This is a genomic window from Ferrimonas sediminum, from assembly GCF_900100175.1.
GTDB lineage: Bacteria > Pseudomonadota > Gammaproteobacteria > Enterobacterales > Shewanellaceae > Ferrimonas > Ferrimonas sediminum.
On the sequence record NZ_FNEM01000001.1, the window covers coordinates 323765 to 339318 of the forward strand.

General features: G+C 61.0%; 11 protein-coding genes. All 11 read left to right on the forward strand.

All coding sequences use genetic code 11. The features are described from left to right. The first annotated feature begins 7 nt into the window (after positions 1 to 7). Positions 8 to 1498, forward strand: a complete 1491-nt coding sequence (gene rng, locus BLT77_RS01465) for a ribonuclease G (protein WP_090360838.1) — start codon at positions 8 to 10, stop codon at positions 1496 to 1498. Continuing rightward, positions 1495 to 5403 carry a YhdP family protein gene (locus BLT77_RS01470; protein WP_090360842.1) on the forward strand — a complete coding sequence of 1303 codons (3909 nt, stop codon included), beginning with the start codon at positions 1495 to 1497 and terminating at the stop codon, positions 5401 to 5403. Before rng ends, BLT77_RS01470 begins: the two co-directional genes overlap by 4 nt. A gap of 24 nt (positions 5404 to 5427) precedes the next feature. Next, entirely contained in the window at positions 5428 to 6261 is an 834-nt protein-coding gene (locus BLT77_RS01475) for a carbon-nitrogen hydrolase family protein (protein ID WP_090360849.1), read from the forward strand. A gap of 5 nt (positions 6262 to 6266) precedes the next feature. Then, entirely contained in the window at positions 6267 to 7715 is a 1449-nt protein-coding gene (gene tldD / locus BLT77_RS01480; protein ID WP_090360853.1) for a metalloprotease TldD, read from the forward strand. A 152-nt stretch (positions 7716 to 7867) separates the two neighbouring features. Further along, positions 7868 to 9250: a TolC family protein gene (locus tag BLT77_RS01485; RefSeq protein WP_090360856.1), complete on the forward strand. Its 1383-nt coding sequence runs from the start codon at positions 7868 to 7870 to the stop codon at positions 9248 to 9250. Next, complete coding sequence (locus BLT77_RS01490) at positions 9247 to 10221, forward strand: HlyD family secretion protein (protein ID WP_090360859.1); 975 nt, start codon at positions 9247 to 9249, stop codon at positions 10219 to 10221. Before BLT77_RS01485 ends, BLT77_RS01490 begins: the two co-directional genes overlap by 4 nt. Further along, on the forward strand, positions 10218 to 11294 hold the full coding sequence (locus BLT77_RS01495) for an ABC transporter permease (protein ID WP_090360862.1): 1077 nt from the start codon (positions 10218 to 10220) through the stop codon (positions 11292 to 11294). Before BLT77_RS01490 ends, BLT77_RS01495 begins: the two co-directional genes overlap by 4 nt. Further along, on the forward strand, positions 11291 to 12463 hold the full coding sequence (locus BLT77_RS01500) for an ABC transporter permease (RefSeq protein WP_090360864.1): 1173 nt from the start codon (positions 11291 to 11293) through the stop codon (positions 12461 to 12463). The genes BLT77_RS01495 and BLT77_RS01500 overlap by 4 nt, the downstream gene beginning before the upstream one ends. A 39-nt stretch (positions 12464 to 12502) precedes the next feature. Beyond that, entirely contained in the window at positions 12503 to 13375 is an 873-nt protein-coding gene (locus BLT77_RS01505; protein ID WP_090360867.1) for a hypothetical protein, read from the forward strand. Positions 13376 to 13510: 135 nt separating this feature from the next. Beyond that, positions 13511 to 14350, forward strand: a complete 840-nt coding sequence (locus BLT77_RS01510; protein WP_090360871.1) for an AAA family ATPase — start codon at positions 13511 to 13513, stop codon at positions 14348 to 14350. 4 nt (positions 14351 to 14354) lie between these two features. Continuing rightward, a complete protein-coding gene (locus BLT77_RS01515) occupies positions 14355 to 15542 on the forward strand; it encodes a vWA domain-containing protein (protein ID WP_090360875.1) in 1188 nt (395 codons plus the stop codon). Positions 15543 to 15554 lie beyond the last annotated feature (12 nt).

Below are 15554 nucleotides of genomic sequence, written 5' to 3' on the forward strand. Positions count from 1 at the left end.
AGGCCAGGTGCAACCGTCTTCAGTCGTTGGAACCGAGCTATTAATTAACGTCACCCCTACCGAAAACCGGGTCGCGCTGCTTGAGCGTGGCCAGTTGCAGGAGGTGCACATCGAGCGTCGCGGTAAGCTGGGCATTGTCGGTAACATCTACCGGGGCAAGGTGACCCGGGTGTTGCCGGGTATGCAGGCGGCGTTTGTCGACATCGGCCAGGACAAGGCGGCGTTTCTGCACGCGTCTGACATCATCCCCCACACCGAGTGTGTGGCGGAGCCGGAGAAGAAGCAGTTCCAGGCCCAGGATATTGCCACCCTGGTTCGCCCTGGCCAGGACATCATGGTCCAGGTCACCAAAGACCCGCTGGGCACCAAAGGGGCCCGCCTGACCACCGACATTACCCTGCCGTCCCGTTACCTGGTGTTTATGCCTGGCGCCGCCCATGTAGGGGTGTCGCAGCGGGTGGAATCGGAGCAGGAGCGGGAGCGGTTGAAGAAGATCGTCGGCCAGTTTGTGGATACCGACGGTGGCTTTATCATTCGAACCGCTGCCGAAGCCGCCAGTGAACAGGAGCTGGCCCACGATGCCGCCTTCCTGCGCCGGGTGTGGCGCAAGGTGTCGGAACGTCGTCGCCGTCCCGGTGGCAAGGTCACGCCGCTGTATGAGGATTTGACCCTACCGCGCCGCATTCTGCGGGACCTGGCCATCAGCAAGATTGAACGGGTGCAGGTGGACTCCAGGCTGGCCATCGCCGAGCTGACCGAGTTTGCGGAAGAGTTTGTGCCGGAAGTGGCACCGGTGCTGGAGCACTTCACCGGTCCGTCGCCGCTGTTTGATCTGTTTGATGTGGAAAATGAAATCCAGCGCTCCCTCGAGCGTAAGGTGGAGCTGAAAAACGGTGGCTACCTGATCATCGACCAGACCGAGGCGATGACCACCATCGACATCAACACCGGTGCCTTCGTCGGTCATCGTAACCTCGAAGAGACCATCTTCAATACCAACCTGGAAGCCACCCGGACCATTGCCCACCAGCTGCGTCTGCGCAACCTGGGCGGCATCATTATCATCGATTTTATCGACATGACCTCGGAAGAGCACCGCAGTCGGGTACTCAGTACCCTGCAGGCGGCCCTGGATCAGGATCGGGTTAAAACCAGTGTCAGCGGCTTCTCCCGCCTGGGGCTGGTGGAGGTTACCCGCAAACGTACCCGGGAAAGCCTGGAGCATGTGCTGTGCGGTGAGTGCCCAAGCTGTAAGGGCACCGGCAGCATGAAGACCGTCGATACTGTTTGCTACGAGATGTTCCGTGAGATCATTCGGGTGGATCGCCAATACGATGCCGATGAATTCTCGGTGTACGTGGCGCCGACGGTGCACGATGCCCTGATCGGTGACGAAGCCCATAGCCTGGCGGAGCTGGAGGTGTTCATTGGAAAACGGATTCGCTTGCAGCCTGAGCCGTTGTACAGCCAGGATAAGTTTGACGTGGTGATGATGTGACACTCTCCGCGCGCGCGCGGCGTCTGTTCCGGTTTTGTTGGTACGGTGCCGCTTCGGTCATCGTCCTGTTCGCCTTGCTGGTCAGTGCGGTGCGCTCCCTGCTGCCCGAGTTGGACTCCATTCGTGATGACCTGACCCAGCAGATTCAACAGCGCAGCGGCCTGATTATGACTCTCGGCCAGCTGGGCGCCAGCTGGGAGCCCAAGGGTCCGCAGCTGATGATCAAGGCGTTTCACCTGCCGACCCAGGAAGATCTCGATATCGATATCCAGGTTCAGGAGGCCGTGGCCCAGCTGGATTTCTGGCGCTCGTTGCGGGATCTGGACTTTCGTTTCGACCGGGTAACCTTTCATGGGGTCGAGGTGCATGTCCACGGCCCGCTCGCCAGCTCTGGCGGCGACAGTGGCAATGCCGTTACCGCGTTTAAAAATACTTTCCTGCATCAACTCAGTGAACTGAATATCTCCGAAGGGGTGCTGTACCTGCACCTGTCGGATCAAAAACCGGAACCCATCCACATTGCCAATCTGCAATGGCGCAACCACGGCAATCGTCACCTGGGTGAGGGTCGGCTGTACCTGGATGAAACCAGCAACCTGGATGAAACCCTGAAGCTGGCAGTGGAACTGCGCAGTGCCCAGCATCAACGCCTGTTCGGCCGCGGTTACCTGCAGGCGGAGCAACTGGACATCGGTGACTGGCTGGCGCGGCAGTTTGGCAACGACACTCGACAGTTCCGAGGCGTACTGAACATGCAATCCTGGCTCAGTTTCGACGAGCAGGGGGTACGCGGAGCCCAGATTGCCTTTGGAGAGAGTGATTTCAGTTGGCAGCAGCCTCAGGCCCAGCGCATGGCCATCAAGGGGGGCAACCTGGTGTGGACGCCCACCGCCACCGGTGGCGAGTTGACCAGTCGTGATCTGCAACTGACCAGCAATGGCCAGCCCTGGCCGGACACCCGCCTGGCGGTGTCGAAGCACGGCGATGACGTCAGCCTGTGGATGAACCGCTTACCGCTGGACAAGCTCAAGCCGCTGCTGGGCCTGTTGCCTGGCATTAAGGATCGAACCCTGGCGGACCTGCTGGACGCCAACGGCCGCGGAGAGCTGGCCGACATCAAGCTGCAGCAGCGTCAGGACGGCTGGGCCGCCTCGGCCGGAATGAAAGACCTGGGTTGGGACATGAGCGGCAAGGTGCCGGGGTTGTCCGGGCTCAATGGCCAGTTTGTCTGGCGTAAAGATCATGGCCGGTTGATCCTGCCCAAGCAGGATCTGGCCTTCTACTGGCCATGGCAGTTTTCCCACACGGTGAAATTCAGCGAAGTTTCCGGTGAACTGGCCATTGAGCAGCAACAGGGCTGGGTGGTGAAAACCGACAACCTTAAGCTCGATGGTGACATCTTAAAGGCCGATCTCGAGGCCGCCTTGCTGCTGCCGGAGCAGGGGGCGACGCGGCTGCAACTGTATGGCAATGCCGAACTGAAGCAGGCGGATAAGGCGGGGCGGCTGTTCCCCCGCAAGGCCATGGGCGAAGCGCTGTCAGATTATCTGTCGACGTCGCTCCAGGCCGGTCACACCGACGATGCCCAGGTTCTCTGGCACGGTGATTTCGCTGATTACCCCTATGACGGCGGTCAGGGGGTGTTTCAGGCCGGCTTCACCCTCAAGCAGGGCCAGTTCCAGTTTCTGCCCTCCTGGCCGGCGGTGACCGACATCACCCTGCAGGCGCTGTTTGAAAACATACGCATGGATTTGTGGCTGAAACAGGGCCTGCTGGACCAGGTGCCGGTACAGGATGCCCACGTGTTTATTCCGACCCTGGATCGCAGTGCCACCCTGACGGTGTTGGCTGGCGTCCGGGCTGATGCCCAGGCGGTGACCCGGCTGATGCAGGCGTCGTCACTGGCCTCGTCGGTCGGAGCGACCCTGGAGCAGTTGAAGATCGACGGCCCGGTGGCAGCCAGCCTGGATCTGACCTTCCCGCTGGGATCCAAGGTGGCGGATCAGTCGCCTGCCATTCTGGGACGGGTGGCGTTCTGGGACAACCCGGTGTATCTGACGGCCCTGTCCACTCAACTGTCCGGGTTGCGCGGTGAGCTGCAGTTCGACGGCGATAAGGTCACCGCTACCGATCTCAGCGCCCGAGTGTTCAATCAACCCCTGTCCATCAGCCTGCAGACCGGTCGCAGCGGCGACAGCGAGTATAAAGCGGATCTGCAGCTTGGTGGTGAGTGGCAAACGGCCAACATCGATGAGGCCAATTCGTTTCCGCTGTTCAGCCACCTCGAGGGTGGAGCCAACTGGACTGGCGATGTCGGACTGGTGTTCCTGCAAGATGGCCAGTATCGCTACGACGCCCAGGTCAACAGCAACCTGGAGGGGTTGGCCATCGACCTGCCGGCGCCGGTGGGCAAGTCGGCGTCGACGCCCCACCGGGCGGCTCTGGAGGTTCATGGTGACAACCGCGGCGCCGAACTGCAGTTCAGTGAAGGGATGCGGTTGGGGTATCTGGCCCAGTTCAGTATTGACGATCAGGGCTTCCATTGGCCCAAATACCAACTCGCCATCGGTAAACGCCCCAGCCTCTACGGCGTTGAGGGCGGCTCCATCGATCTGGCCATGGCCGAAGTCGAACTGGCCCATTGGCTGCCTCTGATCACGGGTTTTATCGACACCAGCGACGACAAACAGGCCAGTCTGGTGCCACCGCTGACGCGGGTGCATGGCTCCATCTCCCGGTTGGACATCTTTGGTCTCTATTTCGACCAGACCCTGCTGGAGGGCTGGCCGGATGAATCGGGCTGGCGTTTCCGGGCCGAATCGGATCAGCTGCGCGGTGACGTCCTCATCGGTAAGCAGTGGCGGGAAAATGGCATTGGTGTCATCGCCGATCATCTGCAGCTGCTGTGGGACAGTAATGGCGGCAGTCCACAGAAAGCCAGTGCCGATCTGATTGATCAAATGCCCGGGGTCAGCATCGAAGTGGCCGATTTCTCAGTCAAGGATCTGCCTCTGGGCCGGCTGGCCCTGGCTGCGTCCCATACCGAGTCGGGTTACAGCGTCGATCGCCTAGAGTTGTCGCGGCCCGAGTATCGGCTGGATGCGTCCGGTTTGTGGGTGGCGGACGGGGACCTGACCCGGTTCGATCTCTCCGGGGAACTGAACAGCCCTGACTTTGGCAAGCTCAGCTCGGTGATCAAGCAGCCTCTGGGGATCAAATCGTCGCCCCTGGATACCCACTTTGCGGTGAGCTGGCAGGATGCTCCCTGGGATCCGGATTACGCCAGCCTTAACGGCCACCTGGGCTTTGAGTTGGGCAAGGGCCACCTGTCCGAGGTCTCCGATAAGGGGGCACGGATTCTGTCCCTGTTCAGCCTGGATTCACTGTTGCGTAAATTGTCGCTCGATTTTACCGACGTGTTTGGCAAAGGGTTTTATTATCAGTCATTTAAAGGTGATATCGCCTTTGTTGACGGCGTCTCGACCACCACCAATACGGTGCTCGATGGCGATGCCGGGGTGATGAAGATTAACGGCGACAGCGATCTGGTCAGCCACCAGCTGGATTACCGCATCAGCTTTTCTCCGGCCCTGACCGCCAGTGTGCCGGCGGTGGCACTGATCTCCGGAGCGTCCCTGACCGTGGGGGTGGGCGCCTTTGCGGTGTCCAAGATCCTGGAGCCGGTGATTGAGATCATCACCCAGCTGAACTTCAAGTTGACCGGAACCTTTGAAGAGCCGATTCTGGAAGAGCTGGAGCGGGCCAGCAGGGAGATTCGCATCGTCGATGACAGCCCTGCTCCAGAGGCCAGCCCGAAGCCGGCGCCGGCAACCGAGGCGCAACCGGAGATGGAGTCGCTGCCGGAACCCCTGCCAGACGGGGAAGGCAAAAGCGTCGGTCAATAACCTGATTCTGGCCAGGAGGGCCTTATGCAGTTGTATGCACTGCAATGCTGCTCGTTAGCGCAGCCCCAGGAGAATCTCGGCCAGTTGCGACAGCTGATGCAGCCGTTGCTGGCGCAGCCCGGCCCCAAATTGGTGGTGTTGCCGGAGTGCGCCCTGTGCTTCGATGGCCCCACGGGCCAGTGGCAGGCGTTGGCCGAGCCTCTCGGGCAGGGGCCGATGCAGCAGGCGCTGTCGCAGCTGGCGATGGAGTTCAGCTGCATTCTTGTCGCCGGTACCGTACCGATACAGGCCGATGACGGCCGGGCTTATGCCGCCTCGCTGGTGTTTGATGACCAGGGGCGCCGTATCGGCCACTACAATAAGATTCATCTGTTCGACGTCGATGTGGATGATGCCACCGGCCGCTACCGGGAAAGCGATACCACCTGCCCCGGGGAGCACATCGAGGTGATCGACACGGCCGCAGGCCGCATCGGCGTGGCGGTGTGTTACGATCTGCGCTTTCCGGAGCTGTTCCGGGCACTGGCGGCCGAAGGCGCCGATGTGGTGGTGGTGCCCAGCGCCTTTACCCACAAAACCGGTGAGGCCCACTGGCGGGCGTTGCTGCAGACCCGGGCGTTGGAAAACCAGCTGTACCTGGTGGCCGCCAACCAGACCGGCACCCATGCACGGGGGCGGCAGACCTGGGGCCATTCGATGATTGTGGATCCCTGGGGCCAGGTGCTGGATGAACTGGCTCAACAACCCGGGCTGGCAACGGCCCGGTTTGACCAACAACGTATTACTGAGATTCGGCGAGCGATGCCGGTTCTTAACCATATTCGGCTTCCCCTGGGAGTCAGAGAAAGGAAGAAGTGAACCCTATGACTCTTAAGAATGTGTCAGCTACCCTGCTCAGCCCCACCGGTTTGTCGGTGGACGATCTGGAGCGCACCCTGGCGCGCATCCATCAGCACAAGCTGGATTATTCCGACATCTATCTGCAGTCGGCGCGGCATGAATCCTGGGTGCTGGAAGATGGCATCGTTAAAGAGGGCAGTTTCAACATCGAGCAGGGGGTGGGTATCCGCGCCATCGATGGTGAAAAAACCGGGTTTGCCTACGCCGATGAGATCACCCTGGATGCCCTGCAGCAGTCCGCCGATGCCGCCCGCGGTATTGCCGCCGCTGGTGGTGAAGGCCGGGTCATGGCGCTGAGCAACCGCCCCAGCGTGCGTCGCTACCCCGCCGAAGACCCCATTCGCAGCTGGGAGCAGCAGCAAAAGCTGTCACTGCTGCAGGAGATGGACCAGTATGTGCGCGCCCTGGACTCTCGGGTACAGCAGGTGATTGCCAGCCTGTCGGCGGTGTACGAAGAGGTGCTGGTAGTGGCGTCCGACGGCACCCTGGCCACCGACATTCGTCCCCTGGTGCGATTGAACTGCTCGGTGATCATGGTGGACGGTGATCGCCGTGAACGCGGCAGTGCCGGCATGGGCGGCCGTTACGATTACGCCCAGCTGGACGTCACCAATGCCGACGATCGTCGCCGGGCGCTGGATCTGTGCCATCAGGCGGTGCGCATGGCCGAGGTGAACCTGAGGGCGGTGGACGCTCCTGCCGGGGAGATGCCGGTGGTACTGGGTTCCGGTTGGCCTGGGGTTCTGTTGCACGAAGCGGTGGGCCATGGTCTGGAGGGCGACTTTAACCGTAAGGGATCCAGTGCCTTTGCCGGACGCATCGGTGAAAAGGTGGCCAGCGAACTGTGCACCATTGTCGATGACGGCACCCTGGACGGTCGCCGTGGCTCCATCAGCATCGATGATGAGGGCACGCCGGCGCAGAACACCGTGTTGATCGAAAACGGCATCCTCAAAGGCTACATGCAGGACAAGCTCAACGCCCGCCTGATGGGCATGGCGCCCACCGGCAACGGCCGTCGCGAGTCTTACGCCCACATGCCGATGCCGCGTATGACCAACACCTACATGCTGGCGGGTGACAAAGAGCCGGAGGAGATCATCGCGTCGGTGAAGCAGGGGATCTACGCCCCCAACTTCGGTGGCGGTCAGGTGGACATCACTTCAGGTAAGTTTGTGTTCTCGGCCTCGGAGGCCTACCTGATCGAGAACGGCAAGATCACCACCCCGATTAAGGGGGCGACCCTGATTGGCAATGGCCCGCAGGCGATGCAGACCATCAGCATGGTCGGTAACGACCTTAAGCTGGATAACGGCGTCGGGGTCTGTGGCAAGGAGGGCCAGAGTGTGCCGGTGGGTGTCGGCCAACCAACGCTGAAGTTGGACCGCCTCACTGTTGGCGGCACAGATTGAGTCTTTTGCACTGATTTAACTTAATAAAAGCGAGCTATGCTCGCTTTTTTACTGCCTCTACTACTCCACTCATCGGATCAGCTTATAATGCTTCTCCTTACGACTTTAATGGGTTTAAAATTAGAGCTATGACTCTAAGTACAGGATGCACCATGCGTTACTGGATTGGGATACTCGCGTGCATCTGCACCGCAGCCACGGCACAACCGCTGAGCTTGCTGCAAGCCTGGCAGCGGGTGGAAACCGTCAGCGATAAGCTGCAGGCCGAGCACCAGGCGGAAAACCGCGCCGCCGCCGAGCTGGGCGCCGCCGAGCAACTGGGGATGCCGTCGCTGTCCCTGAGCGGCAGCTACACCCGGCTGGACAAGCCGATTGAACTGGACTCCCGGGCCATCAACCCCATTGGTGACCTGTTGCAGCTTCCCCAGGTGGGCGCCATTGCCGGCCAGCTCGGTCTGGATCTGTCCGAGCTGAACTGGAAGACCGAACTGACTGACCGTGACATCTACCATGCCAGCCTGAAAGCGGTCTGGCCCCTGTATGTGGGGGGCCGTATCGAAGCCGCCCAGGCGATTAAGGCGGCCGAGCTGGATCAGCAGAAGCAGCAGGGGGAGCTGAGCCGGCAGGAGCGGTTCACGACTCTGGTGGAACGCTACTTTGCGGTGGTGCTGAGCACTCAGGTGGAGCAGTTGCAGCGTCAGCGTCTGCAGACGCTGACCGAGCACCTGCAGCACGCCGAGGCGATGCAGAAGCAGGGACAGATTGCCGAGGTGGAGCGCCTGAACGCCCAGGTGGCCATGGAGCAGGGTCAGGTGGCGCTGTCTCAGGCCCGGCGCCGCAGCAAACTGGCGCACATGGCGCTCAACACCCTGTTGCAGCAGAACCAGGTCGATACTGCCCAGGGGCTGGGATTGCCTCTGACTCAGCCGGATCTGGACCGCTGGCAGCGGCAGATGCTGGAGGTGCATCCGGCGCTGGCGTTGTACCACGCCAAAGAGGCCCAGGCGCAGGGCGCCATCGATGCCGAAAAGGGCCGTTACAAGCCGGAGGTGGCGCTGTTCGGCAACTACACCTTAGAGACTCAGGATACCCTGGCGGCGGAGCTGGAACCGGACTGGCTGGTCGGGGTGACGGTCAAGGTGCCGCTGTTTACCAATGATGGCCGCTCTGATCGAGTGCGGGCGGCGAAAAGCGCCCAGTTGCAGGTGCAGCATCTGCGGGCCCAGACTCAACAGGATCTGGAGCTGCTGATGGCGTCCCGGGGCCAGGAGCTGAGCCAGGCACAGCATGAATACCGAGCCCTGGCGACGGCAGAGAAGCTGGCCAAGGAGAATTTGCGCTTGCGGAAACTGGCGTTCAGTCAGGGGCTGAGCACCTCCATCGAACAGGTGGATGCCAGCGACAAATTGCTGGAGGTGCAGACTGCCCGCGCCGCCGCTCAATACCGTTATTTGGTCGCTCTGGGGCAACTGGCCGCCATGAGCAGCAACCAACAACGTCTTTTCCAACTGCTTGAACGCACGGAATCAGAATGAAACGAATCAACCAATCTCTGGGCTTTATCGCCCTGCTGCTGTTGCTTGGGCTGGCTGCCCGCGCGGCCTGGATCCTGAGCCAGCCTAAGGCGGCCCACATTCAGGGCCAGATTGAAGCCCGCCAGTACCATGTCTCCTCCAAGATTCCGGGAAGACTGGAGCGGATTCTGGTGCACCGGGGCGATCAGGTCACCAAGGGGGATCTGTTGTTTGCCATCAGCAGCCCGGAGCTGGAAGCCAAGCAGATGCAGGCCCAGGCCGGATTGGAAGCGGCGAAGGCGCTGAAAGCCCAGGCCGATAACGGTGCCCGGGCGCAGGAGGTGCTGGCGGCCAAGGAGCAATGGAACAAGGCCAAGGCGGCGGCGGAACTGGCCAAGGTCACCTATGAACGGGTGGAAAACCTGTTCGACGAAGGGGTGATCGCCAGGCAGAAGCGTGACGAAGCCTTTACCCGGTGGCAGGCGGCCAACTTTACCGAAAGTGCTGCCCGGGCGGTGTACCTGATGGCCGATGAAGGGGCGCGTCAGGAGACCAAGGACGCCGCCGCTGGCAAAGCCATGGCGGCCCAGGGGCAGCTGAACGAGGTGCAGGCGGTGCTGGCCGACAGCCAGATGCGGGCTCCCCGAAGTGGTGAGGTGAGCCAGGTGATGCTGGATGAAGGGGAGCTGGCCCCGTCCGGCTTCCCGGTGGTGACCCTGGTGGACATGACCGACGCCTGGGCGCTGTTTAACGTTCGCGAAGATCGGCTGGCGGACTACCCCGAAGGCGAGCAGGTGCAGGTGCGGATTCCGGCCCTCGGTGCCAGCTTCCCGTTTGTGGTGCGCTACCGGTCGGTGTTGGGGGATTACGCTACCTGGAATGCCAGCGAAAGCGGTATGGATTTTGACTTACGCACCTTCGAGGTGGAGCTGGTGCCCCAGAGCCCCGTCGACGGGCTGCGGGCCGGCATGACGGCGCTGATTGATCTATGACCCGCTCTCGGGTGGTCCTGCTGCATCGCAGCTTTCGGGACCTGTTGTCGGACCCGTGGCAAGCGAGCCTGATGACCTGGCTGCCGGTGCTGCTGGGGATCATCCTGTGGGGCGTGTTTGCCCGTGGCCTGCCCACGGAACTGCCTGTGGCCTGGGTCGACATGGACAACACCGCCACCAGTCGCACCCTGGGGCGCCATCTCGAGGCGTCCCCGGCCATCGCGCTGACCCAGTTTGCCGACGGCCGCAGCGCCCAGCTGGCGATGCGCCAGGGGGAGATGTTTGCCCTGGTGCAGATTCCCGCCCATTTCGGAGAAGATCTGATGGCGGGGCGCACGCCCGATCTGGCGGTGCGCTACAACACCCAATTCATTCTGGTGGGCAAACGCCTCTACAGCGCTGCGCTGGCCTCGTTGCAGGGCGGCCTGGCCGACGTAGGCTCGCTGGCAACCCTGGCCTCCGGGGTGCCGGCGGAGTACGCCGAACAGGCGTTGTCACCGGTGAAGGTTGAATTGAAGTCGATGTTCAACCCGGATCTGAGTTACCTGCCTTTCCTGCTGCCCGGCATCATGCTGGCACTGTTCCAGTTGCTGGTGATGGCCACCCTGGTGAATGCCGTTGGTCGTGGCCGACGCGGCCTGCCGCTGCGCATCGCGCTGTTGATGCTGTGGTGGTGGCTGATGGGTGGCATCGGCTTGCTGGTGATGTACGAAGGGCTGGCGTTGCCCATGAGCGGTTCCCTGTGGGTGCTGTGGCTGGCGATGATCCCTCTGTTGGGCGCCATCGCCGGGATGATGCTGCTGATCGCCCTGATTGTGGATGACCCGGTTCGGGCCACCAGCATCGGCGGCGCCCTGTTTGCGCCGGCATTTGCCTATATGGGGGTCAGTTTCCCGGTCAACAGCATGCCCTGGGTGGCGGAGATCTGGCGAGTACTGATGCCGAGTACCCACTACGTTCCGCTGCTGCTGCAGGGGGGCGGTAATCACAACTGGTCGTCACTGTGGCCGCTGTTTTTGATGTCGCTGCTGTTGCTGCCGGTGGCCCGTCGTTACCGGGGAGTGAGTCTATGAGCTGGTGGTTGTTGTTTCGGCGCGAATGGCTGGGGCTGCTGACCGACAAGGCAGCCATGCTGACCGCCATCGGCGGTATTCTGTTTTACGCCGTTATCTACCCCTTGCCTTACGATCATCAGGTGGCCGGGGCCCAGCCGGTGGCGGTGGTGGACTTGGATCAGAGTGCCACCAGTCGCAAGCTGGTTCGTATGTGGTCGGCGTCACCGAAGATTCACCTCAGTGATAACTACCCGGCGGTAGAGCGGGCCGAGCGTGCCCTGGCTGACGGTGACATTGCCGCCATGGTGGTGATTCCGGCCCAGTTTGAGCGGAATCTGGCGCGGGGACAGCAGCAGACGCTGGCGGTCGCCGGCGACGGCAGTTTTTTTCTTGCCTATGGCAATGTGGCCACCGCCATGCTGCAATCCAGCGGTTATCTGAATGCCGAGATTCGCCTGGCCCGCAGCGTTGCCAATGGCGCCCGTGCCGAGGAGGTGATGCGTCAGCTGCAACCGGTGTCGACCCGGGTGCAACCGGTGTTTAACCCCAATGGCAGCTACGTCAGTTATGTGGTGCCGGGAGCGCTGGTACTGATTCTGCACCAGACCCTGTTGATGGTGGCATCGATGCTGGGGGCCAACAACTGGCACTGCCGTGGCGAGTGGCACCAGTATCCGTTGATGACCTGGGTCAGCGCCCGCACCACCATGCTGGTGTGCCTGTACCTGCCCTCCTGTATTCTCTATTTCGACCTGGTACTGCCCGGCCATGATGTGGCAATGCTGGCGTCCTTCTGGGCCATGGTACAACTGCTGGTGCCGTTTCTGTTGTCGACGGCGTTGGCGGGCATCGCCATCAGTACCCTGTTTAACCGCCGGGCGGTGCCGGTGCAACTGCTGGTGCTGACCGGAATGCCGATTCTGTTTACCTGTGGTTTTGTCTGGCCCGGGATCAGCATGTCGCCGCTGCTCAGTGGCATGTTTGCCTGGTTGCCGGCACAGCCGGCGATGATGGGGATGATAAAACTTAACCAGATGAACCTGGGAATCGTAAACCTTTATTACGAGCTGTCGACTCTATGGATTCAGGTGATAGCATGGGGAATACTGGCACTGCTGGGTATGCACTGGCGCCAGACTCATCGGTCCAAGGTGCTGATTGACCGCATCGAACCGAACTTTGATTAACCCCCTTTTCGTTTTTTACTTCCTTGTCAGGGATGAACTATGCAACGGCTGCTTCTGGCTTCGACTTTACTGATTTCCTCTGCGTGTTGGGCTCAACCGACTGGCGGCGAGCGGCCGCTGCCGTTTGAGTTCAGCGCTTACAGCGTCGGTTTCCCCTCGGCGTCGCTGGAGAACGATGGCGGCATCAGCCAGGACAACTACGGCTTCAACTCCAGCTATCGTAAATCGCTGAATCAGCAATGGTTGGTGCGTTACCAACTGGACTACGAATACAGCCGCTTCGATTTTGATCGCGGTCGTTTGTTTGGCGGTCGTCTCGACAGCTGGGACAGCAAGCATCAACTGGGTGCCGGCGTCAGCTTCGTTCGCCCTGGCCGGGACGGTCTGACCTGGATCGTGGCACCACGCCTGCAATGGGCTTACGCCGACAGCGCCAGTTTCAGTGACGGCTTTGGTTACGGGTTGATGGCGGCGGCCACCTACCCGGTGTCGGATACCCTGACCCTGGGGTTTGGCGGCGGCTACTTTAATGATCCCTATGATGTGTCGGTGATTCCGGTGTTGTTGGTGAAGTGGCAGATCACCGACAAGTTGCGTCTGGATAACCCGTTTGAGCCCGGCTTCTCCGGGCCGGGTGGGTTGGAGTTGTCGTACGCCTTCAATGACTTCTGGGAGTTTGGCTTTGGTTCGGCCTACCGCACCCAGCGATTTGCCTTGGAGCAGGGCAGCGTCGAGATTGAGAATCCGCTGACCTTCTTCAGGGGCACTTATCGCAACCCGGACCACTGGCGCATCTCCGGTTATCTGGGCTATCGCAGTGATGGTGAGATGAAGGTGCATGGCCAATTTGAGGCCAGTCAGGATGTGAAGGCCGAATCGGCCTTCGGTGCCATCTTTACTTACAACTTCTGAGCCGGTCTGGCGAGCGAAATTCAGGCGGCCCCTAGTCAGGGGGCCGCCTTTTTTGTTAGCTTCAATGCAGTTGTTGACACGTTAGCCAAAGATGGCTGTCGTTTTGCCCCCAACTCCGAACAGAAGGATCAACCAATGAAGTTTCAGGGAACCGGTGAATACATCGCCACTGAGGATTTGCAGATGGCGGTTAATGCCGCGGTGACCCTATCTCGGCCGCTGCTGATCAAGGGGGAGCCGGGAACCGGCAAAACCATGTTGGCGGAGCAGGTGGCGCGGTCTCTGGGGAAGCCGTTAATTCAATGGCACATCAAATCCACCACCAAGGCCCAGCAGGGGCTGTATGAGTACGATGCGGTGTCGCGGCTGCGGGACTCCCAACTGGGCAACGACAAGGTGCAGGATGTACGCAATTACCTGAAAAAAGGCAAGCTGTGGCAGGCGTTCGAGGCCGATGAACAGGTGGTGCTGCTGATTGACGAGGTGGATAAGGCCGACATCGAGTTTCCCAACGATCTGCTGGTGGAGCTGGATAAGATGGAGTTTCATGTGTATGAGACCCAGGAGGTGATTCAAGCCCGCCATCGCCCCATCGTCATCATCACCAGCAACAACGAAAAGGAGCTGCCGGATGCGTTTCTGCGCCGCTGTTTTTTCCACTACATCAGCTTTCCCGATGTCGAGACCATGAAGCGCATCGTCGAGGTGCATTTCCCCGATATTAAGCCGCGTCTGGTGCAACACGCCATGGAGGTTTTCTTTGAGCTCAGGCAGGTGGCCGGGCTGAAAAAGAAGCCGTCCACCTCGGAACTGGTGGATTGGCTGAAACTGCTGATGGCCGACGACATCGATCCGTCGGTGCTGGCCAATACCGACATCCGTACCGCGCTGCCGCCGTTGTGTGGCGCCCTGGTCAAGAATGAACAGGATGTGGCGTTGCTGGAGAAGCTGGCCTTTATGACCCGGCGGGGGTGAGGCGATGCTGATTCGGTTTTTCTTTGCCCTGAGGCGGGGTGGAATTCCGGTGTCGGTGACCGAGTTGCTGGCACTGCTGGAGGCGATGGACCAGCAGCTGGCGTTTGCGGATCTGGAGCAGTTCTATGCCCTGGCGCGATTGTGTCTGGTCAAGGATGAAACCCAGTACGACAAGTTTGATCGGGCCTTCGGGGCATTTTTCGACGGCTTGGACGCGGCGACGGAGCACTGGCAGGAGGCGATTCCCGATGAGTGGCTGCGGGCGGAGATGGCCCGCTCGCTAACCGAGGAGGAGCGCCGCCAGCTGGAGGCGGTGGGGGGCATCGAGGCGCTGTTGGCGGAGTTTCGCAAACGCTTCGAGGAGCAGCAGGACCGCCATCAGGGCGGCAACCGCTGGATCGGTACCGGCGGTACCTCGCCCTTTGGTCACAGTGGCGACCGGCCCGGAGGCGTGCGGGTGGGCGGTCAGGGGCGCAATCGCTCGGCGGCCAAGGTGTGGCAGCAGCGCCAATACCGTAATCTTGACGGTGATGTGGAGTTGGGCATTCGTAATCTGAAACTGGCGTTGAGGAAGCTGCGCCGCTTTGCCCGCAGCGGTGCCGACACCGAACTGGATCTGGATGGCACCATTCAAGCCACCGCCGACAGTGGTGGCTTACTGGATGTGAAGCTGGTGCCGGAGCGTCACAACGCCATAAAGCTGTTGCTGTTTTTCGATGTGGGGGGGTCCATGGATCCCTATGTCCGGCGCTGTGAGCAACTGTTCAGTGCCTGCCGCAGCGAGTTTAAGCACCTGGAGCAGTTCTACTTTCATAACTTCATCTACGATCAACTGTGGCGGGATAACCGCCGCCGCCGTGATGAGTCGACGCCGCTGGCGGAGATTTTGCGCACCTACCCCAAGGACTACAAGGTGATTGTGGTGGGGGACGCCTCCATGGGACCGTATGAGATTTTCAGCCGCTATGGCAGTGTCGAGTTGATGAACGAGGAGCCGGGGGCGGTCTCCATGCAGCGCCTGTGCGACCGGTTTTCACGGCTGATCTGGCTCAACCCGGTGCCCAGAGAGCACTGGCGCTATACCCAGAGCATCGGCGCGGTACGGGAGCTGATTGCCGATCGCATGTATCCCCTGTCACTGTCGGGACTGGAGCAGGGGATCGGATCACTACTGGGCAAGCAGAAGCCTTGATATCAGGCCCCC